This is a genomic window from Rossellomorea sp. SC111 (genome assembly GCF_024733565.1).
GTDB lineage: Bacteria > Bacillota > Bacilli > Bacillales > Bacillaceae_B > Rossellomorea.
Genome location: NZ_JANIOC010000009.1, coordinates 149,647 through 172,800, shown reverse-complemented (window position 1 = coordinate 172,800; position 23,154 = coordinate 149,647). Strand labels below are relative to the sequence as shown.

Here is a 23,154-nt window from a genome sequence, read left to right as displayed (position 1 = left end):
AAGTTTGTAAATTTTGGTTTTGACTTTTTGTGAGTTGTCGATGCGGAGTTCGTCCCGTTGGACAGGGAAAAGGGTGTTGCGTATGTAGTACCCTTCCTTTTCGAAGTCCCGCTCGGATCCGAAGCCGAGCATCCGGGATTTATATTTTCCCGCCATGACCGTATTCGTGTATTCAAGTCTCGAGAAGGGTTTTCCTTCGTTGTCATTATGAAAGAGGTATTGTCTCAGTTCAGGACCGATCTTCTCGAGGATGTATCTCATTTTTCCGAGAACGGGGAAATTCCTTAACACCGCATGCTCTTTTTGTTTTTCATCCGTCATCCATAAATAAAGAATAAGGGCAGCCGGGATAAGTAATGCGAGAATGATGACGGTAAGGAGAATCCACTGAATGATGGATATACTGTTCATATTCATTCCTCCAATAGGGAAAGCGAGCCCTTTTACAGGCTCACTCTTTTGTTAAAATAGTCGTTTCATGGCTTTGCGTAATGGTGGCATCTCGGCCTCATGCTTCTTGAAGAATTTTTTCATGACGTGTTTTGAGTAACCGGCAGCCTGTTCAAAGTTGATCTTACCGGGTAGAGGCGGCTGGTCTTCAATGACACAGTCGATGATGACCGGCTTATTAGATTTCGAAGCCATTTCAAATGCAGGCTGAAGGTCCTCATGTTTGAGGACACGATAGCCCTCCCCTCCACATGCTTTGGCAAATTGGGCGAAATCAATGTCCTGGAGGTCGGTTTCATATTCAAGGTGACCGATGGACTCCTGCTCGTATTTGATCATGCCGATCTTTCGGTTGTTCATGATGACGACGATGATCGGCAGCTTGTATTTGACCGCTGTGACGAAATCATGCATCACCATGGTGAAACCGCCGTCTCCGCATACAGCAATCGTTTGACGCTCAGGCTCAGCAATGCCGCTTGCGATCGCCCCTGGAAGTCCGCAGCCCATGGTTGCCATCCAGCTCGAAATAATCATTTTCTGGTTGGTCATTTTAAAGTGTCTGGCGGTCCAGACGGTCACATTGCCGACATCGACGGAAAGGATCGCATCGTCGTCTGCAATTTTCTGAAGAGCCGCGATGACCTGTGGAGGCTTGATTGGCGTCGTCGCTTCGACTTCGTCTTTTTCAATATGCTTCCACCAGTTCTTCATATTGTTCTGGCATTCTTCCAAAAATGTTCGGTCCTCTTTGACAGGAAGCTGTTTATTCCATTGTTTCAAAACAAGGTTCGAATCTCCGACGATCCCGACGGAAACAGGGTATCTCTTTCCGATTTGTGCCGGATCTGCATCAATCTGAACGGCGGGCGTATCATCGGGAAGGAAATCACGATAAGGGAACGACGTACCGATCATGATGAGAAGATCGGCTTCTTCCATGGCTTCATATGCAGGCTTCGTCCCGATTTGACCGAGCTGTCCGAGATTATGGGGATGCCGGTCGGGGAATATCCCTTTAGATGGAAGCGTAAAGATGACCGGAGCCGCGATTTTTTCGGCGAATGCCTCGAGTTCACGGGCGGCATGCCTGGATCCCGTTCCTGCAAGGATGACCGGACGTTGTGCTTTATGTACGTATTCCATTCCGGTCTTCACGTCTTGTTCAAGGGGAGCGGCGATGGTCGCAGCCGGGATACTTGATGTATCTTTTATGGTATCCTTGATTTTTTGACCCGGGATATCGTCAGGGATGATCAGCACAGACACGCCTTTTTTGGCGTATGCGGTCCTGATTGCCTGATTCATGAGGTCAGGAAGTGATTCAGGTGAAGAAACCCGTTCACAGTATACCGAAACGTCAGCAAACACACGGTCCAGATGAACCTCCTGGAATGAATCCATGCCAAGCTCTTCTGTTGCGACCTGTCCGGCCAAAACCAACACGGGTGCTCCGTCCGCCTTTGCGTCATACAATCCATTTAACAGGTGGATGGCCCCGGGTCCGCCAATGGATAAGCATACCCCGATATTGCCTGTGAGTTTCGCATACGAGGAGGCGGCGAGTGCCCCGACTTCCTCATGTCTGACCTGGATGAACTCAATTTCCTCTTTCTCACTTCGTAGCACGTCGACAAAGTGATTGATGGAATCGCCGGGGAGACCGAATACATGCTTGATCTTCCATTGTTCCATAATATCGGCAGCTGCCTGTCCTGCGAGTTTATGTCCCATAGTTGAACCTCCTTCTTGTATATAGTGATTTTTACCACTGAAGAGGATTTGTTAAACGTATAGGGAGAGGGAACGGAAATGGTTAGAGAATTGAGAGGTCATGGAGTGGAGGTGTTAGAGGGATCGAAAGTTATTCATATGTGGATAAAGGATAGAAGGGGTGGTGTGGATAAGTTCCATGCAAAAAGAGCACCCAACCAAGGCTGGATGCTTCCCATCATTATTTCAATAAACGTAATCCATTTAAAATAACCAATATCGTACTTCCTTCATGGCCGATGACTCCATAGGGCAGGTCGAGGATCTGCAGGAAGTTGGAGGCAATCAAGAGCATGATGACCGCGATGGAGAAAACGACGTTCTGCTGGACAATGCGCTTCATTTTTTTCGATAGCTTGATGGCTTCGGCGATCCGGGTCAGGTCGTTTTTCATCAGGACGACATCGGCTGTCTCCAGGGCGACGTCGGTTCCTTCTCCCATGGCGATTCCGACGTTGGCTGTCGCGAGGGCAGGTGCGTCATTGATCCCGTCCCCGACCATACCGACTGTACCGAATTGGACCTTCAATTTTTTCAGTTCGTCTACCTTCGTTTCCGGCAGGCATTCGGCAATAAAGGAAGCGACTTTTGCTTCTTCTGCGATGGCACGGGCTGTTTTTTCATTGTCGCCTGTCAGCATGATCGTCTGGACACCTTCTTTTTCAAGAAGCTTCAGTGCTTCGATGGTTTCATTCCGGACGACGTCTTTCAGGGCAATCAATGCGATGATTTCATTTTCTTTTGCCACAAAAACGGTCGTCTTCCCTTCAGAGGAAATTCTTCCGTAAGCTCCGTTCATGAACCGTTCTGCCAACATTTTATCCACAAAGTCGGCTTTCCCGATTTTCCATTCTGATCCGTCCACAAGGGCTTTGACTCCCCATCCGGATACATCCTCTAGGGAATCAGGCTGGAAAAGTTCTATATTGAACTCTCGGGTTGCGTGCCCGACGATAGCCTGTGCGAGTGGGTGGTTAGACTGATTTTCAATGGAAGCAACTGCGCTTATTACGTCTCTCTCATTCATCGTGTCTGCTATAAGGATATCGGTCACGACGGGTTTCCCTTTCGTCAAGGTTCCTGTTTTATCAAAGGCAATCGCTTTGATGTTACTCAAGTTCTCCAGGTGGGCGCCGCCTTTGAAAAGGATCCCGTGACGGGCACCGTTTGAGATGGCCGAAAGACTTGCCGGCATGATGGCAGCGACCAGGGCACATGGTGAAGCGACGACGAGAAGGACCATGGCCCGGTAGAATGTTTCCGTCCAGCTCCATCCAAGGATGAAGTGAGGGAGGAACATCATCAGGAGTACTACGGCGAGGACGACTTTTACATACGTTCCTTCGAAGCGTTCGATGAACTGCTGGGAAGGGGATTTCTCGCTTTGGGCCGATTGCACCAGGTCGATGATTTTTTGGAAAAGGGTTTCGCTGCTCGGCTTGGTCATTTCAACCGTGATGGCTCCGTTGATATTGACCGTTCCAGCGAAGACCTCATCCCGCTGTCCCTTAGTAACGGGGACGGCTTCACCGGAAATCGCTGCTTCATCGATGGATGTGGTGCCTTTTACGACCACACCGTCCGTCGGTACCCGTTCACCCGGTTTGATCAGGATATGATCACCGATTTCAAGGCTTGAAACAGTGACTTTCTTTTCTCCTGAGCCTGTGACAAGCCAGGCTTCTTCCGGCTGAAGCTGCATGAGGGCTGAGATTTCCTTTTGACTTTTGTTCATTGTATACGTTTCAAGGGCGCCGCTGACTGCGAAGATGAAGATCAGAATCGCACCTTCCGTCCAGTACCCGATGATGGCGGAACCGACTGCGGCAAAAATCATCAGCATTTCCACATTGAGTTCTTTGTTTTCGATGGTTTCTTCGATTCCTTCTTTCGCTTTGGCGAAACCTCCGATGGCAAAGGCAAGGAGGTAGAAGATGATGCTCATGCTTGAGTCATCATTTGATGTCAGCCATCCGAGTAGTATGAACACACCGCTGATGAGGGCAGCGATCAATTCGGCGTGAGGCTTAATTTTTTCAAGGAAGTGCATGTTATCTTTCGGTGTCCCCATGGATAGTGCTTTGGACTGTGAGCTCATAAGTATTCCTCCTTGTTAGTAAATGAAAATGGGGGTTTCTCATTGAGAATAATAATCAACGTCATTACCCCTATAAAACGACGAAAGCTGCCACCAGTGAAAGGTGACAGCAAAACGGCACGTGCTCTTAGCTGAAAGTATATGAAGTTAGTAATTTGTAATGATTATAATCTAATCCTATCACATGTATATGAAGATGGGAAGCATTTTGTGCTAGTTATTCTGGGTTATTTCTCCACGCCGATTTTGCAGGGAAAAGACAAGGAGACTCACAAAAATCATCAGCATCATGCAGGCGATCAAATAGAAGAAGCTTGATCCTTTGAACCAGTCGATGGTGATTCCACCGATGAAAGGACCGATCATACTGCCGAAGCTGAAGAAGATCCCACACATGATGTTCCCCGCTGGAAGTAATTCCTTTGGCAGGAGGTCCGTCATGTAGCTGATGCCGAGGGAAAACGTCGATCCGACGGCCATGCCGGCAAGTGTGAAGCAAATGAACAGTCCGATCGTGGACTCAGAAACGATTCCGGCAGCCGAGAAACACAGGAATCCAATCATCATAACAATGAGGAGGACATGCTGTCTGCCGTATTTGTCACTCAGAATGCCGAGGGGCACCTGTGAGATGATGCTTCCCACTGCAAACGCAGGAAGGAGGATGGCCACGGCTTCAATGGAAAGGCCGTTTCGCAGGGCGAAAACAGGGAAGTTCCCATTTAATGACGCTTCAAGGAATCCATATCCGAGAGGCGGCAACAAAGCGACCCAGGCATATTTGAGGACCTTTCCGAAACGGTGGAATGACCCGAGGAACGAGGCGCTGCCGATGTTCTGCTGTTCGGGAAATTCATTTTGCAAGCGAAAGACGAACATCCATACCGTCAGGCTTAATAAGGAAGAAATGATGAACGGTAAGGCTTGATGGATCGTGATGAGCTGTGTCATCATCGGTCCGACGGCGAATCCGATCCCAAAGGATACCCCGTAAATGGAAATGTTCCGTCCCCGGCGTTCTTTCGGTGAAAACGACGTGATCCACGTCTGGGTGGCAAAGTGGAGCATGTGATCCCCGATTCCGATCAGAAGGCGAAGGGCGAACCAGAACCAGAAGGATTTCCAGACCGGGAACAGTAAGAGCGATACGGCAACGATGATTCCCCCGATGATGATCATCGGTTTATAGCCGATTTTCTGAAGCGGTCGCTCCATTAGTGGTGAGGCCAGCAGGATTCCGATATAGAGCGCCGTTGCGTTTAACCCGTTCAGGGAAGAAGACAGTCCATCCTGTTCGAAAATGATGGCGATGAGGGGAAGGAGCATTCCCTGTGAGAAACCGGAAATGGCGACGATCCCGACAAGCACTCTGAAACGGAAGGCTAATGTTTGATTCATTTTGTCAAAACTCCCAATCATAGTAAATATCTTCTTTGATGGTACCCTCAATTTCAATGTTTGGCAATACAGGGTGAATAGAGTAAAATCAAAACATCTACTAGCATATTAAGGAAGGAATGATGAAGAAATGGAATATAACATGCAAGAAGGCGGATTTTACAGTGATTTAGTGTTTGGGAAGCTGGAGGTATCGGGTAACGAAGAGTATGGTTTCCGCCCCTTCCAATTATTAGTGTCATCTGTCGCCGTATGCAGTGGGGGAGTGCTCCGCAACGTACTCGAAAAAATGCGCATTCCTTTCGACGACATCCATATCAAAGCAGACGTCACCCGCAACGAAGACGAAGCCAACCGCGTCGAAGCCATCTCCCTTCACTTCACAATCAGAGGGACGGACCTTGACGAAGCGAAGATCGAAAAAGCCATGAAACTCACACGCAAGAACTGCTCCATGGTGCAATCGGTGCAGGACAGCATCAAGATAGAAGAGACGTTTGAGTTGGTGGGGTAAAGAGTGGTGAGGGACGGACCTCTATAAGGTGATCGTAAGATACACTTGGTTGAAGGTCCGTCCCTCAATGAGAGGTTTTTTGAATGAAGTTGCGCGGAAGAGAAGAGGGACGGACCTCAGAATGGAAAGAACAGGTGCAGGCGTCTGACCATTTGAAGGTCCGTCCCTCAAAGTATCGAAATAGGCCTTTCTGTTGGTCTGTTAGAGGTCCGTCCCTCACGATTCACTCAAAATTCACTTACAGCTCCTGGGGCTCGCTGCCGGGTTTTGAGTAGTAGAGGATGGTTTTGGGTGTGAGTTTGAGGAGCAGGTATTCGGGATCATCGGGGCTTGCGATCCAGTGTTTGAGCTCCTCTTTCCAGAATTTCGCTTTCAGTTCCGGTGATTCTTCGACGGATGCCTCTGCTTCGATTTCTACATAGTGTTCATGATCGGAATCACGGTCATAGCCTAGAAGGATGTGCACTTGAGGGTTCTGTGCGATGTCTTCTGCCTTGTGGGCATGTTCGTTGGTTGCCGTATACAGAGTAAGATCGTCGTGATCGAACATCATAAACCGTGAGTACGGTTTGTTGTCACGGATGGTGGCAAGGGTGCCGATTTTATGATGTGAAAACAGCTCTGTTATTTTATCTTTTAAGGTTTGTACCATGGATATTCCTCCTAATCAGGTTCTATCTATAATGTGTCTAAACAGGCAGGTTTTAACCAAATTTATTATAAAGGATGGGTCGTAACATGAATAAAGTATTTACGCTGCTTGTATTTGCAGGGGTCCCGGTTTCGGTGATCGGTTCTCTGCTTCATTGGCCAAGTGTCATTATGTTCGTCATTTATTGTGTCACGATCATTGCCCTGGCGGCGTTTATGGGTAGGGCGACGGAAAGCCTGGCCGTTGTGTCGGGTCCCCGTATCGGTGGACTTCTGAATGCCACCTTCGGGAACGCGGTGGAACTGATCATATCCATTTTTGCGCTAAAGGCCGGTTTGATCGGGGTCGTATTGGCCTCGCTGACCGGGTCCGTCCTCGGGAATCTCCTTCTGGTTGCAGGATTGTCCTTCTTTGTCGGAGGCGTGAAGTTCAAGCGTCAGAAGTTCAATGTGTTCGATGCCCGCCACAATTCAGGGCTCCTTATGTTCGCCATCATCGTCGCCTTCGTTATTCCGGAAGTGTTCTCCATGGACATGAATGAAGGGAGGACGATGAGCCTTTCCATCGGGATATCAATCATTTTGATTCTCCTTTATTTATTCGCCCTGTTCTTCAAACTTGTGACACACCGCGGTGTGTATCAGAGTGAGAACAGCGAAGGAGCACACGATCATGATGAGGAACCTGAATGGAGCAAGGGGAAAGCTTTACTCATTCTTGCTCTCTCGACTGTTGCCGTCGCTTATGTATCGGAGCGCCTTGTCCATACTTTTGAAGAAGTAGGGGAAGCTTTCGGTTGGAGCGAGCTCTTTATCGGGGTCATCATTGTAGCGATAGTAGGGAATGCGGCGGAGCATGCTTCAGCCGTGATCATGGCGTATAAAAACAAGATGGATGTCGCTGTTGAGATTGCCGTAGGGTCCACCCTGCAGGTCGCCATGTTCGTAGCACCTGTGCTCGTTCTGGTTTCATTATTTTTTGAAAAAAGCATGTCACTTGTGTTTACGTTACCGGAACTTGTGGCAATGGTGTCGGCGGTGCTGCTCACAGTGATCATCTCAAATGATGGAGAAACGAATTGGTTCGAAGGATTGACCCTTCTTGCCGCTTACTTCATCATGGGAATCGGATTTTATTTACTATAATTGTCAAGGTAAGACCCGGCAGGATTTCTGCCGGGTCTTTTTGCGGGAAAATCATTTCCGTGAGAACCGCCTACTCATTCTTGAATAAGATAACAGGAGAGTTTTTGTGCAAAGGAATGAGTAGCGTGAGAAAAAAGAAAAAACCGACGAACGGTAAAATCATTGATTGTAAAATCGAGTTACCTCCGAGAGGATGTCCGGGGATTTTTCCTTTTGAAGGATGCACGAATCCAACCATTCAACTGGATGATATCGGCATCATCAGCTGCGAAGGCATCATCAGCGGGAGGATCCTGTGCGATTATCAGCCCCTGCAAGGTGTGACGGTTACGCTTAGCTCCTCGTTTGGGGGTCTGGTCTTTGAAGATTCCACACCGGTCACGGACAGCACGGGCCGGTTTTCGACGAGGGTGACCGTGGCACCGGGTACCCCGATTACACCGAATGTCCAGGTCACAGCAACGGCCGTCGTGATCGGAAAGACCATCAGTGACACGATTTTTGTTAGAGTGGATTGCATCCTATGCAAAAATCCAGTGCTGACACTGGAGCCGATTCCTTGTCCTGTCGGCTGCAAAGGCACACAAATCAGGGGAAGACTTGTATGTGACGGCCAGGCAATCGGAAATGCAGCCATATCATTTATCATCGAATCCGCCTCCAACCGCGTCGTCCTCACCCCTAATCCCGCGATTACACAGAGTGACGGGAGATACACGGCAACACTGGTTCCGTTTCCCGATGTGGATGAAACGATCCGAATCACGGCCGTGACGAACATCGGGGGATTAAAGGTAGTGTCGATAACGAGGGAAGTGGAAGTAAGATGTGTGAAATGCAAGAACCCGGCCATCAAGCTAGACAGGTTAAAAAAAATCGACTGCCGCTCGACCATCTCAGGTAAAGTCACATGTGATGGAATTCCGCAGGCAAATGTACCGGTCACATTGTCAGGTTCATCCATCCTCATGTTCCAGACACCGAACCCGGTTACCGATGAGAACGGAAGGTTTTCATCTGTTGTCACAGTGAAAAAAGGGACACCATTTCAAACTGCTTCCTATACAGCGACAGCCGTGATCGATGGGAAGACCATAAGAGCCACCGATACCGTGATTTCAGGATGCAAAAAGTGCCGCAAGCCAAAGTTGACCCTTGAAGTTCCATGTGAGGAAGTCACGTGTGAAGGAACGAAACTGACGGGAAGGCTGACATGCGACGGGGCGCCTGTTAAGCAAGCCAGGATTTTGTTTACGGTCACGGCTTCTGAGCCAGATGCAGTAGAAATCGATCCGAACCCGGCATTTACCGATGAAGAAGGCAGATATGTCACCAATCTCTGGCCACGACTCGGAGTCCATGAAACGATCATTATCAAAGCGACGGCTACCGCCTACGGGGAACAGGTCACCGCCTCTGGGGAGGTCACCATAGATTGTCGATGCAAGCATCCAAAGATTCACATCAAAGAGAACAAAAAGCTGAATTGTAAAGGAATCATTTCAGGCTGTCTTTCGTGTGAAGGATTTCCACTGGCAAATAAAGAGGTCTCGTTTTCAAGTCCAGTGTTAACCTTTAAGCCACCGGTTGTCACTACTGATGAGAACGGGGAATTTTCAACCCTAGCTTTCGTTCCTCCGAATACCCCATTCAGGGAGGTCCCATTTACGGCGACGGCAGTGGTAGGTGGAAAAGCGGTTTCGGAAATGGTGTTCATCTATGCCGGTTGCCTCATATGTGAGAAGCCTAAGCTGACACTCTGTATACCTGAATGTATTTCTTGTGATGGAGCAGCGATTACCGGGAAATTCACCTGTAATGGAAGGCCGGCCGCCAACGTGGGGATCAAGCTGAAAGTCACCCCCGAAGTTGCGACCATCACCCCCGATCAAATCAAAACGAATGCAAAAGGGGAATATGAAGCGGTGCTCACCCCGGATTCACATGTATCCGAAGAAGCTGTGGTTCAGGCAACAGCCTGGATCGAGGGAAAGGAAATCATAATAGAGAAGAAAGTGATCAAAATTCATTGCACATGCCCACATCCAGGGGAAGACGAAGATGAGGTGGACCCGATCGACTGCTGCGAAGAATTGAAGGATGAAGAGCGTGCAAGTGGGACTTCTGAAGACGGGGAAGTGCTTCTTCTTGAAAATATAGGCGATGAGGAAACAAGTTCTTCAAATGACATCACAGCGGCTTCAAAAGAAGCAGCTGAAGTAATCTCAGAGGCATCCAAGGAATTTACGAACCCGGGTTTATCCCTGAATGTTCCAGTGATTGTAAACTGCAAGGGAGCATGTCTCACAGGGAAAGTCCAGTGTGAGGATTTGAAACAGATTCAGGTGCATTTTGAAGTATTGGAAGAACATTTGAAAAGTGTCATCAAGCCAAATCCAGCGATCCCGGATGAAGACGGCAACTATTCAGCAAACATAACCCCAAAACAAGGTATGACTGAGAGTCTCACGATCCGGGCATTCATCTTTTGGAAAGGAAAAAGAATCGTTTCCAATCCGGGTTGCACCATTCTTGCATGTTCTTCAAGAAAAATGGAAGACGATTAAAAAAGCCCTGGAATCTTTAGAGATTCCAGGGCTTTTTCAGGGAATGCAGAATGATCGGAAACACCGATACGCTTTGTAGGAGAAGCTCGGACGTTCCCTCTTCAACATTAGTATAAAATAAAATTAGAATTTTGTAAATATTCTTTCAAATAAAGTTTTTTGGATAAGCTGCACCTTCTAGGAAAAACTAACGGCAAACCCTTATATGCTTGAAAGGAGTCAAATACATGAAATTAATGCGCACTGCTCTTATGGTCATACTCGCATTTTTCGTTACAACTACAGGGCTTCACGCCCAAACCAGTCCTAAAAAAGAAATGAAGCCAAAAACGGAGAAGGCTCCGACTTCGACTGAGGATTCGAGCGTAAAGATCCCGAACTCAGTACTGAATATCGCCAAGGAAAATACGTATCCAAATTCTACACAGGATCAACCTTATCTGCAACCGAGCGAATGGAGTCAGGAGCTGATCGAAACCTCCAATGTGAGGATCGAGAACCCGAACCTGATCCGCATCCTGAACGAGTCCACGGTCAATAAAGCACCGACGATCGGACTTCGTGCCACTATTTATCTTGGGGAATGGCCGCTGAACTATGCATCGACGGAAACCTCCCCGAACTGGGAGTATCAAAAGGTCAACACGAATTACTTTGATAACCGCGGAGGAAAATCCAACTATCAAATTCACTACGTCCAGGAAGCACAAAAGGTCGTAAAGGGTGGGCTTACGGCAAAAGTTCCCCATGCAGATGATGTAGAAAAAATGATGCTCATCAAAGCAATGGATAAATCCAAATTGCCACTCGCCTTCCAGACCATCGTGGGGGCGGGGACAAAGAAGGATCAAGTGTATAACATTTCCCCTAAACGACTGGGCTATCTGTATGCTTATGCACCGGCCATAAACGAAAAAGGGAAAGTTACCTATGGGGAAGTATTCCTCGTCATGAAAGGAACGAAACGTTCCATCGTCGTGAAAAACGTCACATCACAAGGAGTAGGAGCCTGGATTCCGGTTCAGGATCACGTCCACTTCGGATTCATGGCAAGCGAATCTCCTAGATAAAGGTTTAAAGAAGAGTGAAATCGGGTAAAACCTTATTTCACTCTTTTATTATTTCTGTGCATATGTTATAATAATTAGAATATTCTGAATTAAAGGAGGGATAACATGGAGTATCTATTACTATTCGGCGGGCTGCTGGTGGTATTCACCACACTTCGCGTATGGTTCGGCGCCAGAAGAGCCAGAATCTATGCAGAAATCAAGAAACAAAAATACAACGTCATGGACCCGGCAATCGAAAAAATCACCAACCCAAACAGCGACCGCAAACCCATAGGATAAAAAACACTTCGGATTTAGATCCGTGGTGTTTTTTTTGTGAGGGACGGACCTTGGTTTTGGAAGGAGAAATGGCATTGTATAAGGGTTTTGGTGGTGGAATGGAGGGACGGACCTTTGATGGGCGATCCGTCACTATAATGAAAGTGGAACAAATTCATTTCATGGTATAGGACGAACCACTCTCCTGTGACTGAATTCGTCTAAAAAAAGCCCGAATCCATAACAGATTTGAGCTTTCATTTTCATTTTATCGGGAGATCTTCGCTTCACGCTTCGAAAAGTCTACATCTTTGTAATACATCGACTTCACGAGTACGTTCGGTCCGAGGCAGCGGGCCATGGGACAGTGGCAGTTCAGTTCTTTCGCGAGAGGCTGATCCTTCCACTTTTCGAAAATGTCAGGCAGTGTATCTTTTGTGATATTCCCGAGTGGCGGGGTGTCGCCGAAGTCGGTGACGATGACATCACCGGTGAAAATGTTCACGTTCAGACGGGATCGGCCGTCGGGATCATTTCTCACGCTCACTTTTTTCGCAGAGTAAAGTTCCTTCAGAAGATCCAAGTCTTCCTGTGAAGAGCTGCATGGATAAAATGGCAGAGTGCCGAATAGCATCCACACATTCTCATCGCGGAACCTAAGGATATCCCGGATCGCTTCACGTGTTTCTTCCAATGAAAGAGTCTCAAGGCTTGAAGCGAAGTCGGAAGGGTACATAGGGTGAATTTCGTGACGGCCGCACTTCATTTCATCGACAACCTGGCGATGGATCTTCTCGAGGTATGGCAGAGTGTTCTTATTTAACATGGTCTCCGCCGATACAAGAACCCCGCGTTCTGAAAGGGCACGGCTGTTTTCGATCATGCGGTCAAACAGCTTCCGACGCTGCTCCCTCGTTGGCTTCCGTTCCATATTGGCAAAACCGACATCGATGAATTCGTCGATCGTTCCCCAGTTGTGGGAGATGTGCAGGACATCGAGGTACGGGGCAATCATCAAATAGCGGTCGAGATCCAGGGTCAGGTTCGAGTTGATCTGGGTATGTACGCCTCTGGAATGTGCATACTTAAGTAATGGCAGAACGTAATTTTCAACGGATTTCTTGGACATCATCGGCTCTCCGCCGGTAATACTAAGGGAACGAAGCGTTTTGATATCGTCGAGCTTCTGCAGGATCAGTTCAATGGGCAGGGCACTCGGGTCCTTCGGTGACAGCGTGTATCCGACGGCGCAGTGCTCGCATCTCATATTGCAAAGCGTGGTGGTGGTGAATTCGATATTCGAAAGCGTAATGTCACCATGTTCATCCACATCTAAATAAGCCTCCCAAGGATCATGGTCAATCGACATTTTCTTGGAGAGAGTTTCAGTTTTCATTTGTAAAAGCTCCTTTATGATTAGGTCATCTATCCATTATTGAGAAAGGGTAAGCCCTTGTCAATCGGAAAGTTATTGGTTACCATAGTAAACGTATTGAAAGGAGAGAGAATTCTTGGGTAAAGCTATCAATGATAAAGACTCACAAGTAAGCTATTTGAAACAACGCCTGAACCTGTTCGTCGACGTACTGGATTCGATCGACCCGGAACAAGCGGACATTGACGATATCGATCGCCTGATCGCCATGATCGATGACATAGAAGTGAAATGCGAACAATTTAAGAAGAGTGAGTAGGAGTCCTTTCTGGGCTCTTATTTTTATGAGGGACGGACCTTGGTGTGGGAAGTCGGTATTTGTCGTTTTTCGCAGAACGGTCGATAAATCCCCATAACGGTTGATATCCCCATCTTCCATCCTATGTCCCATATAAGACAGGAATGCACAAGCAGGATTTCCCCATCAACATGTCTAACTTTAATACAAAACCATCTATTAAAGGAGCGACACCCCAATGATCATCACACCCATCGAAAAACACCAAAGCGAGCAGGCGAAAAACGTGATCTTGTCCGGATTCCTCGAACGTTTCGGATTCATCGATCATACCCTGAACCCGGATATCCATGACATATCACTTGAGTATGATGGTACACAGCATCACTTTTTTGTCGGAAAGGAAAAGGATCGCATCATTTGTACCGGAGCAATCAGAAAAGAAACAGAGGATACATACCAGATCGTGCGGATGTCGGTGCTTGCCTCCTACAGAAAGCGTGGACTCGGTCGCATCATGCTCAACCATTTGGAAGGAAAAGCGCACTCCCTCGGTGCACAACGACTCATCCTCGAAACGAATAAACAGTGGGCGGATGCCATCAAATTTTATCAAAACAACGGGTACATTTATATGGAAGAAGACGAGATTTCATGTTATTTCGAGAAGGAAATTCCATTGTGAAATCCCTTTCAATCTCATTCTTATAGGAGTATAATAATGAATGAAAATTGAGACTGTTTGAGATCTTTAGAGGGGGAGAACGATGAATAAAGAGACATTACAGCAAAGTATGTACGATTTGATTGTGGAAACGTCCACGAATCTGCCGAAGGATGTCAGACGTGCGATCCGCTCGGCGAAAGCCCGTGAGAACGCCGGGACGCGTGCGGCGATGAGTCTGGACACGATTTCAAATAACGTGAAGATGGCGGACGACAATGTATCCCCGATTTGTCAGGATACAGGTCTTCCTACTTTTAAAATAAAAACACCGGTCGGCGTGAATCAGCTTGAGATCAAGGAAGCGATCTATGCTGCCATGGTACAGGCGACAAAGGACGGGAAGCTGCGTCCGAATTCCGTTGATTCATTGACGGGGGCAAACTCAGGGGACAATCTTGGTCTTGGGACGCCTGTCATTAAGTTCGAACAGTGGGAAAAGGATTATATCGATGCGCGCCTCATCTTAAAGGGCGGCGGTTGTGAAAATAAAAACATCCAGTACAGCCTTCCTTGTGAGCTTGAAGGACTTGGCCGTGCCGGGCGTGACCTTGACGGGATCCGTAAATGCGTGATGCATTCTGTGTATCAGGCTCAGGGTCAAGGATGCAGCGCCGGGTTCATCGGTGTCGGAATCGGGGGAGATCGTTCTTCTGGTTATGATCTTGCAAAGGAACAGTTATTCCGTTCCGTTGAAGACGTAAACCCGAATGAAGATCTTCGTAAACTGGAAGAGTACGTGATGGATAACGCCAACGAGCTTGGAATCGGTACGATGGGATTTGGCGGGGAAACGACGCTTCTTGGTTGTAAGGTCGGCGTGATGAACCGTATTCCAGCAAGCTTCTTCGTTTCGGTTGCGTATAACTGCTGGGCGTTCCGTCGTTTAGGCGTGAAGCTTGATCCGGCAACTGGTGGAGTCGATGAGTGGTTCTATCAGGAAGGCGATAAGATCGACTTGACTCAAGGATCGGAAGCGGAACTTGAAACGGCAGCGGCTGCATCAGGAGAGCAGCCGAACGTGGTGGTACTTGAAGCACCGATCACGGAAGAGAAAATCCGTGAACTGAAAGTGGGAGACGTCGTCCATATAAACGGCCGCATGTACACAGGCCGTGACGCGATCCACAAGCATTTGAGTGAAAACGATGCGCCGGTTGATCTCGACGGTCAGATCATCTATCACTGTGGTCCGGTTATGCTGAAGGACGATGAAGGGAACTGGCATGTGAAAGCGGCCGGTCCAACAACATCGATTCGTGAGGAGCCTTATCAAGGGGATATCATGAAGCGTTTCGGTATCCGTGCCGTCATCGGAAAAGGCGGAATGGGTCCGAAAACACTTGCTGCCCTGAAGGATCACGGCGGTGTGTACTTGAATGCCATCGGTGGGGCCGCTCAGTACTACGCTGATTGTATCAAAGGTGTAGACGGAGTGGACCTGATGCAGTTCGGTATTCCGGAAGCGATGTGGCATCTGAACGTAGAAGGATTTACGGCGGTTGTAACAATGGATTCACACGGAAACAGCCTGCACGTGGAAGTCGACAAATCTTCTCTGGAAAAATTGGCACAGTTCAAAGAAAAGGTTTTTAAATAAGTAATTGGGACCATCCCGTACGTGCTTCGGGGTGGTTTTTTTATTGGTTATTTATGTTAAAATCAGGATGAAACTTTATGAGCATTCATTCGTATTACATACAAACAGGAGTTGGAGGGCGAGTATGATTTTTAATAAATTATTCTGTATGTTGATACTTACTTTGATGGTACTTTTAACGGGGTGTGCGACCAATCCTGAAAAAGAAGCGGATATCACCTCGATTGAAGATGTGAGTGTGAATACGTTAAAAGAAAATAGCGGAACATACGTAGGAGATAACTCGAAAGTGCAGGCGATCCTGCAAGAGCTGCCGGGTGGTGAAACCATTAAAGAAATCGATCTTTCCGGTGAAATGGTTAAGGTGACATACGGCTATGAGAAAAAAGGGAAGTTGTCTGAAAGCGATGTGAATGAATACTGGTTTGACGGCAGCAACGTCAACCGGAAAAACTTTTACTACAACGCCATCTACCTGACGCTTCTTGTACCGAATGCAAAAGAATTTCACTTCACCGTTGACGAATCCATGGTATCGGTCTCCAGGGATAAAATGGTCGCAGGTTTATCCAAAGAATTCAGCGATTTCCCAAAAGGCGACGACATCTGGGACAAAAAGACCGTCTCCACCTTCATCGAAGAACACGAAGGAAAACTGACCGAAATGGCAACGAAGTATCAGACATTTTTTGAGTAGAGGGACGGACCTCTGATTTAATCGGAACAGGTGAAGGCAACGCAATATTAATGAAGCGCCGCAACTAAGCGGAAAAATGCAACATCCATCATAGCTGCGGACCCGAATCAAATGAAAATCACCACATGAACACCCATTTATGGATACTATTAGTACACATGAATCCTTCCACTTCTCAAAAACTAAGGGAAACGCAAGGGAAAGAAGGGTTCAGTTTTGCGAAAATCACTAAAAGTGTTAATCATAGCGGCAATCTTAGTATTGCTCATCCCAGCCGAGGCTTATGCAGTATCCAATAATCCGATCGGCTGGGGATTCAAAAGAAGTCAAAATGAAGTGCAGCCGGAAGCTGGAGCGGCCTATGATCAGCTGCTCGACAAGTACGATGCCTTTTATAAAGGCTCACCGGATAAAAAAGTGCTCTACGTCACATTCGACAACGGGTATGAAAATGGCTATACCGAAAAGATTCTCAATGTACTGAAGCAGGAAAAAGTCCCGGCCACCTTCTTCGTGACCGGTCATTATCTGCTCAGTGCAGAAGACCTCGTGAAGCGGATGGCGAAAGAGGGGCACATCATCGGGAACCATTCGTGGCATCACCCGGACTTCACGGCAAGTTCCGATCAAAAGATCAGGGAAGAACTCCAAAAAGTGAAAGTGAAAACGAAAGAACTGACGGGACAGAAAGAAATGAAGTACCTCCGTCCGCCAAGGGGCGTCTTCTCTGAACGCACGCTTCAAATCGCGAAAGAAGAAGGCTACACACACGTCTTCTGGTCGCTTGCCTTCATCGATTGGAAGACCGATCAGCAAAAGGGATGGAAGTACTCCTATGACAACATCATGGCCCAGGCTCATCCAGGTGCCATCATCCTCCTGCACTCCGTCTCCAAAGACAATGCAGACGCACTCGAAAAAGCGATTCAGGACCTCAAAAAACGGGGTTACACCTTCAAAAGCCTCGATGAGCATCCGATGATGAAATAAGAGGCTGAATAAGAGGGACGGACCTTCATTCCTAGGACTTGGTCCTAGGAATGAAGGTCCGTCCCTCTTCTGTTTATGCTATAATACACATACAAGTTTTGTGCGGAAGGGTGAGGATTATGGCAGTGAGGAATGTTAAGATTGAGGGTCCGTATGATTTTGACCGGGTGCTGGACAGGTTGGCGCTTGATCCGTTGAATGCAGTGGATCAGGGGAATCGAAGTGTGAAAGTCCCTTATTATCACTGTAATGAAGAGGGTGAGGTCATTGAGATTCAAGCAACGGGAACAACGGATGAGCCTGAATTCAGGATTACGTTTGAAAATGAAGAGAATCTGGAAGCGAAGCAAAAACGCATCTCTGATATTTTTCAATGGGAAACCGGGCTTCATGAGATGCATGAGCACTTCCTGGGAACCGATCTGAAACCGATCTTTGAAGAGCATGTCGGTACTCCACTCGTCCTTGAATTCGATCCTTTTGCCACCATCATCAAAAGCATCATCCACCAGCAGCTGAACCTGAAATTCGCCTTCACCCTGACCCATCGATTCGTCACTACGTATGGCTGGAAAAAGGATGGGGTCTGGTTCTATCCGTCACCGGAAAAAGTAGCGGGGCTCACAGTGGAAGAACTTAGGGAGCTACAGTTCAGTCAGCGGAAAGCGGAATATGCGATCGGGATCGGACAGAAGGTTTCCAGCGGAGAACTGAACTTGGATAAACTGGCACAGCAGCCAGACGAAGAGGTCATCAAAGAGCTCACGAAGATCCGCGGCATCGGACCATGGACGGCTCAGAGCTTTCTGCTATTCGGGCTCGGCCGCCCAAACCTGTTCCCGAAAGCGGATATCGGCATCCAAAACGCCATCAAAAAATTATTCGAGATGGAACAGAAACCGACCATGGACGAGCTGGATGAATTCAGCGCATCCTGGCATCCTTATTTAAGCTATGCATCACTGTATTTATGGAGAAGTATCGAATAGAACGGACGTGAACCAATGAAAAAGCAATATGCAAAAAAGCCACAACAAAATGACGTTAAAATCGAGCTGAAACAACAGTTTCCTCTGACCATAAAGAAAATCGGCATCAACGGGGAAGGAGTCGGTTTCTTCAAGCGTAAGATCGTCTTCGTACCGGGAGCCCTTGCAGGGGAAGAAGTGGTCGTGGAAGTGACCAAGGTCCACCCGAAATTCACCGAAGCTCGAATTAAAAAGATTCGGAAGAAGTCACCAGAGCGTGTGAAAGCGCCTTGCCCGGTCTATGAACTATGCGGAGGCTGCCAGCTTCAGCATCTGTCTTACGAAGGACAGCTAGATGCCAAACGCGACATCCTTCTTCAATCCCTTGAGCGCCACACGAAGCTTAAGCTTGAAGACATGGACATCCGTCCAACGATCGGCATGGACAATCCGTGGCACTACCGGAACAAAAGCCAGTTCCAGGTCGGAACGCAGAACGGCAAAGCCATTGCAGGCTTATACAGCATGAATTCCAATAAGCTCATCGACATCGATGAGTGCATCGTGCAGCACCCGCTTACGAATAAAGTGACAAACGAAATCAAGCGGATCATCAACGACTTCAACATCCCTGTTTTTGATGATAAAAAGAAAAAGCCGATTCTGAAAACGATCGTGACGCGTGTCGGGTTTGAAACAGGCGAAGTTCAGGTCGTACTCGTGACGTCGGAGAAAAAGATCCCCCGAAAGGAATTGCTGATTTCGGAAATCCAGAAACGTCTTCCGGAAGTCGTTTCCATCGCTCAAAACATCAATCCCCAGAAAACGGCCCTTGTCTTCGGAGATGAAACGATTCATCTGTCCGGAAAAGCAAGCATTGAAGAACGTCTGGAAGAGTTCACCTATGAACTGTCCGCACGTGCCTTTTTCCAGCTGAATCCGATCCAGACAAGCAAGCTCTACAACGAAGCGAAGAAAGCAGCGGCCCTTACAGGTGAAGAAAAGGTCGTCGATGCCTACTGTGGCGTCGGAACCATCGGGCTATGGCTTGCAGACGGAGCGAAAGAGATCCGAGGTATGGATGTGATTAAAGAAGGGATCGATGACGCGAAGAAGAATGCGGAGAGATTCGGTGTCGGTCATGCTGAATACTTCGTCGGCGGTGCCGAAACCCTCATGCCAAAATGGAAAAATGAAGGCTGGCGTCCAGATGTCGTTGTGGTTGATCCGCCGAGGACCGGCTGCGACAACAAGCTTCTGGATACGCTGAAAGAAGTGAAGCCGAAGACGTTCGTCTATGTATCGTGCAACCCGTCGACCCTTGCCAAGGATATCGATTATCTGAAGAAACAGTACCGTGTCGAATATTTGCAACCGGTGGATATGTTCCCGCAGACGGCACATGTGGAGGTTGTGGCGAAGCTGGTAATGAAGTTGTAACTAACCAATTAACTCACTATCCTGTTAAAATAAATAATTCTAATTTCATCCCCAAGTGAAGAGATTTGTGAAAGAACATTAGGAAAACAGGGCTATCCCATATGGGTTTAGCCCTGTTTTTGTTTTGAGTTAGTCGAAAAAGCCATCTTGGATTAGATAAAAATATAATAAAACAGAAGGTGAGATAGCGGTGAACCCAACCTTAAACGTAAGAGGGTATTCAATTTTACACTTTTCTCATTTTTTGTTCGTGGATCTTTAAGGTATGACCATTACAAATTTATAAATTTAATAAAAGTTGTTATAGGAAACCAGATAACTAGGGGTAGTAACCACCAGATAGCAACCTTCGAATAACGTGAATATAACCATAGAATAATTAAACTCTGTATGATACCCATTACATCACTAATAAAAATGGCTAACACGCTTTGTTCAGTAACGGCGGTATTTGGAAAAAATGAAATAATGCCCAGTATAAACCACAGAAAAATAACCATGGCTCCACGTACATCCTCTTCTTCCCTCTTCATTTGATAGACGTTTTAATATAGAGGCAGGTGAGTGGGGAAAAGTATTTGAGGGAAAATTAGACAATGCCTCCAGGGCAGAAAAAGTAGAGGAATTGCTTTTAACCCATCAGAAAAGAAATTTGGATAACCAATGGACAATGTTGATGTTAGAGTTCACTTTGTTCGCACTGCGAAATGAAGGTGCTAAACAAAAGCTGGCTGAAAGATATCAACAAATCATGTTATCAATGACAGAAGCAATAACCGAACACTTTAGTAACAATGGAGATGATGCAAACAAAGATCAAACAAAAGAAATTGTGTTATCACTACTAAGTCTTGAGACAGGATTGAATATTATTGAATCATTAAATCCAGAGCTAATTGAAGATGGATTCAGGTCAAGAACATATAAAATGTTTTTATAATATCTCTCTATTCAATAGTACAAATTACAGGTATCCATCACCTAGAGAAGCCCATTTTAGATCATGCGCGCACACCCTCCAAGCAGATGTCTGTTCAAAATGTCCTTCTTCCATTAATATTTCCTTTGAACAACCACAAGGAGGCAAAATCATGAACAGCAAATATAAAGAGTTAGTATCCCCCTATACGTTTAAAAATGGAGTCGAGTTGAAGAACAGGATCATCATGGCGCCGATGACGAATTTTTCATCGGATGAGAATGGTAACGTCACGGATGCTGAGGTTACCTACTATTCGAGACGTTCCAAGGATGTCAGCATGGTGATTACGGCCTGCACATATGTAACGGCAGATGGAAAGGGGTTCCCCGGTGAGTTTGGAGCGGATTCCGATGAGATGATTCCAAGCCTAGAACGTTTGGCGAAAGGAATCAAGGATCAGGGCGCTAAAGCGGTCCTCCAGATTTTCCACGGAGGAGTACAATGCCCACCTGACCTGGTTCCTGATGGGGATGTTGTCAGTGCCAGTGACGTCATGGGTGAAAATGGCGAGAAGAAAGCGAGAGCCTTATCAGAGGCAGAAATCGAGAATATCATCGAAGCATTCGGTGAGACGACACGCCGCGCAATTGAGGCAGGCTATGATGGAGTCGAGATTCATGGGGCGAATGGGTATCTGATTCATCAGTTCTTTTCACCGATGACAAACCAGAGACAAGACCGTTTTGGCGGCAACCTTCAAAATCGTATGACCTTCCCACTTGCCATTGTGGATAAAGTGAAGAGTGTGGTCGCGGAACATGCGGATCCATCGTTCCTCATTGGATACCGCTTTTCACCAGAAGAGCCTGAAGAGAATGGATTCACGATGGGTGAGACCCTTACCCTTGTCGATGCCCTTGCAGACAAAGAGCTTGATTATCTTCACGTCTCCCTTTTCGATTTCTTCTCAAAGCCGAGAAAAGGCGTGGAGGACTTGGAGAAAACAAGAATGGACTATCTGTTGGAAACGATCGGCAACCGTACTCCTCTGATCGGGGTAGGTTCGATCTACTCTGCAGACGATGCCCATAAGGCGTTCGGCTCAGGCGTTCCGCTGCTCGCTCTCGGCCGAGAGCTCATCATTGATCCTGATTGGTTAAAGAAAATCAAAGAAGGAAGAGAAGATGAAATCGTGACGGAGATCGACAAAGGAAAGCAGAACGAATTGGTCGTTCCTGATCCGTTATGGAATGCGATTGTGAATACTCCTGGCTGGTTCCCTGGAGTATAATATAAAAAAACGTCCTGTGATTCGTTCACAGGACGTTTTTTTTAAGCCTCACCTTGGTGAGATGTTTTATTTCCAGGCGCAAACCATCCAAACAAAGCAATCCCAACGAGAACGCCATAGAAAATCAGTGTCCACAGTGTACTATGTGGAAAATCATGATCCAGCACTCCGATATCTTCATGGGCAAGGGTGATGACCGCAAGTTTCACACCGACCCAGGCGACGATGGCATAAGCTGTCGTTTCAAGTGCCGGGCGTTTTTCCAGAAGTTGAACGAACCAGGTGGCTGCGTATTTAATGAGGATCAATCCTGCAATCCCGCCAAGGACGACCACGATGAATTGTCCACCATCCATGCCGCCGAAATCTCCCAGTGGTGAATCAGGAAGTCCGAGGGCAAGAGCAACAGCAGCGAGGATTGAATCGATGGCAAAAGCAAGGTCTGCCAGGGCGATCTTCCCAACTGTCGGCCAGAATCCTTTACCTGCCGCTTCTTCTTCCGTTTCTTCCTGATTTTTCGTATTATCCTTCCCGAACTTCGCTTTGATGACATGTTTCAGACCGAGGTACAGCAGGTAGGCTGCCCCGACTGCCTGGATCTGCCAGACGTTTGCGATGAAGGAAATCGCAAAGAGTGCCACAAACCGGAAGGCGAATGCCAGGAAGATTCCATACTTAATGGCTTTCTTCTTCTCCTCTTCGGATAAATGTTTTGCAATCACGGCCAGGACAAGGGCATTATCTGCTGATAATAAACCTTCGAGGCCGATTAGGACTAATAATGTCCATCCGTATTCCAACCAAATTGATTCCAAGTGCAACTCTCCTAACTATAAGATAGAAAACGGGTGTTTTCACTGAAAAATTAGTTCATAGCTTATCTTACCACTTATTTTCCATCTAATACGAATCTAAAATGGT

At 47.1% G+C, this 23,154-nt stretch carries 20 protein-coding genes and 1 pseudogene; 14 read left to right on the top strand and 7 right to left on the bottom strand.

Annotated features, from left to right (window positions below):
* From NQ095_RS13610 to NQ095_RS13595, 4 genes and pseudogenes are all read right to left on the bottom strand, one after another.
* Positions 1 to 411: pseudogene (locus NQ095_RS13610) on the bottom strand (FMN-binding glutamate synthase family protein); the annotation flags it as partial.
* Positions 412 to 462: 51 nt separating this feature from the next.
* Complete coding sequence (locus tag NQ095_RS13605) at positions 463 to 2,184, bottom strand: pyruvate oxidase (protein ID WP_258264010.1); 1,722 nt, start codon at positions 2,182 to 2,184, stop codon at positions 463 to 465.
* Between the two features lie 220 nt (positions 2,185 to 2,404).
* Positions 2,405 to 4,321 carry a heavy metal translocating P-type ATPase gene (locus NQ095_RS13600; RefSeq protein WP_309137643.1) on the bottom strand — a complete coding sequence of 639 codons (1,917 nt, stop codon included), beginning with the start codon at positions 4,319 to 4,321 and terminating at the stop codon, positions 2,405 to 2,407.
* A gap of 213 nt (positions 4,322 to 4,534) precedes the next feature.
* Positions 4,535 to 5,719, bottom strand: coding sequence for an MFS transporter (locus NQ095_RS13595; RefSeq protein WP_258264009.1), 1,185 nt, complete (start codon positions 5,717 to 5,719; stop codon positions 4,535 to 4,537).
* 130 nt (positions 5,720 to 5,849) lie between these two features.
* Between NQ095_RS13595 and NQ095_RS13590 the strand changes: the two genes are divergently transcribed.
* Positions 5,850 to 6,233 carry an OsmC family protein gene (locus tag NQ095_RS13590; RefSeq protein ID WP_258264008.1) on the top strand — a complete coding sequence of 128 codons (384 nt, stop codon included), beginning with the start codon at positions 5,850 to 5,852 and terminating at the stop codon, positions 6,231 to 6,233.
* 238 nt (positions 6,234 to 6,471) lie between these two features.
* Here the strand turns inward: NQ095_RS13590 and NQ095_RS13585 are convergent, their stop codons facing one another.
* Positions 6,472 to 6,885, bottom strand: coding sequence for a pyridoxamine 5'-phosphate oxidase family protein (locus NQ095_RS13585; protein WP_258264007.1), 414 nt, complete (start codon positions 6,883 to 6,885; stop codon positions 6,472 to 6,474).
* 86 nt (positions 6,886 to 6,971) lie between these two features.
* Here NQ095_RS13585 and cax point away from each other — a divergent pair, with 86 nt between their 5' ends.
* From cax to NQ095_RS13565, 4 genes are all read left to right on the top strand, one after another.
* Complete coding sequence (gene cax / locus NQ095_RS13580) at positions 6,972 to 8,030, top strand: calcium/proton exchanger (RefSeq protein WP_258264006.1); 1,059 nt, start codon at positions 6,972 to 6,974, stop codon at positions 8,028 to 8,030.
* A gap of 125 nt (positions 8,031 to 8,155) precedes the next feature.
* Positions 8,156 to 10,597 carry a transthyretin-like family protein gene (locus NQ095_RS13575; protein WP_258264005.1) on the top strand — a complete coding sequence of 814 codons (2,442 nt, stop codon included), beginning with the start codon at positions 8,156 to 8,158 and terminating at the stop codon, positions 10,595 to 10,597.
* Positions 10,598 to 10,824: 227 nt separating this feature from the next.
* A complete protein-coding gene (locus NQ095_RS13570) occupies positions 10,825 to 11,667 on the top strand; it encodes a YfkD family protein (RefSeq protein WP_258264004.1) in 843 nt (280 codons plus the stop codon).
* Positions 11,668 to 11,772: 105 nt separating this feature from the next.
* On the top strand, positions 11,773 to 11,949 hold the full coding sequence (locus tag NQ095_RS13565) for a hypothetical protein (protein ID WP_258264003.1): 177 nt from the start codon (positions 11,773 to 11,775) through the stop codon (positions 11,947 to 11,949).
* A 247-nt stretch (positions 11,950 to 12,196) separates the two neighbouring features.
* On the opposite strand, the gene yfkAB is transcribed toward NQ095_RS13565, so the two are convergent.
* Positions 12,197 to 13,324 carry a radical SAM/CxCxxxxC motif protein YfkAB gene (gene yfkAB, locus NQ095_RS13560; RefSeq protein ID WP_258264002.1) on the bottom strand — a complete coding sequence of 376 codons (1,128 nt, stop codon included), beginning with the start codon at positions 13,322 to 13,324 and terminating at the stop codon, positions 12,197 to 12,199.
* Between the two features lie 115 nt (positions 13,325 to 13,439).
* Between yfkAB and NQ095_RS13555 the strand changes: the two genes are divergently transcribed.
* The 9 genes from NQ095_RS13555 to NQ095_RS13515 all read left to right on the top strand — a co-directional run bounded on the left by NQ095_RS13555 (position 13,440) and on the right by NQ095_RS13515 (position 22,233).
* Positions 13,440 to 13,622: an SE1561 family protein gene (locus NQ095_RS13555; protein ID WP_034761313.1), complete on the top strand. Its 183-nt coding sequence runs from the start codon at positions 13,440 to 13,442 to the stop codon at positions 13,620 to 13,622.
* A 217-nt stretch (positions 13,623 to 13,839) separates the two neighbouring features.
* Positions 13,840 to 14,286: a GNAT family N-acetyltransferase gene (locus NQ095_RS13550; RefSeq protein ID WP_258264001.1), complete on the top strand. Its 447-nt coding sequence runs from the start codon at positions 13,840 to 13,842 to the stop codon at positions 14,284 to 14,286.
* Positions 14,287 to 14,368: 82 nt separating this feature from the next.
* A complete protein-coding gene (locus tag NQ095_RS13545) occupies positions 14,369 to 15,925 on the top strand; it encodes a fumarate hydratase (RefSeq protein ID WP_258264000.1) in 1,557 nt (518 codons plus the stop codon).
* A 124-nt stretch (positions 15,926 to 16,049) separates the two neighbouring features.
* Positions 16,050 to 16,622 carry a DUF4825 domain-containing protein gene (locus tag NQ095_RS13540; RefSeq protein WP_258263999.1) on the top strand — a complete coding sequence of 191 codons (573 nt, stop codon included), beginning with the start codon at positions 16,050 to 16,052 and terminating at the stop codon, positions 16,620 to 16,622.
* Positions 16,623 to 16,838: 216 nt separating this feature from the next.
* Positions 16,839 to 17,612, top strand: a complete 774-nt coding sequence (gene pdaA, locus NQ095_RS13535) for a delta-lactam-biosynthetic de-N-acetylase (RefSeq protein WP_258263998.1) — start codon at positions 16,839 to 16,841, stop codon at positions 17,610 to 17,612.
* 119 nt (positions 17,613 to 17,731) lie between these two features.
* A complete protein-coding gene (locus tag NQ095_RS13530; protein WP_258263997.1) occupies positions 17,732 to 18,601 on the top strand; it encodes a DNA-3-methyladenine glycosylase family protein in 870 nt (289 codons plus the stop codon).
* A gap of 15 nt (positions 18,602 to 18,616) precedes the next feature.
* Positions 18,617 to 20,020, top strand: coding sequence for a 23S rRNA (uracil(1939)-C(5))-methyltransferase RlmD (rlmD, locus tag NQ095_RS13525; protein ID WP_258263996.1), 1,404 nt, complete (start codon positions 18,617 to 18,619; stop codon positions 20,018 to 20,020).
* Between the two features lie 652 nt (positions 20,021 to 20,672).
* On the top strand, positions 20,673 to 20,960 hold the full coding sequence (locus tag NQ095_RS13520) for a hypothetical protein (protein ID WP_258263995.1): 288 nt from the start codon (positions 20,673 to 20,675) through the stop codon (positions 20,958 to 20,960).
* A 151-nt stretch (positions 20,961 to 21,111) separates the two neighbouring features.
* A complete protein-coding gene (locus tag NQ095_RS13515; protein ID WP_258263994.1) occupies positions 21,112 to 22,233 on the top strand; it encodes an NADH-dependent flavin oxidoreductase in 1,122 nt (373 codons plus the stop codon).
* 41 nt (positions 22,234 to 22,274) lie between these two features.
* On the opposite strand, the gene NQ095_RS13510 is transcribed toward NQ095_RS13515, so the two are convergent.
* Complete coding sequence (locus tag NQ095_RS13510) at positions 22,275 to 23,048, bottom strand: TerC family protein (protein ID WP_258263993.1); 774 nt, start codon at positions 23,046 to 23,048, stop codon at positions 22,275 to 22,277.
* Positions 23,049 to 23,154 lie beyond the last annotated feature (106 nt).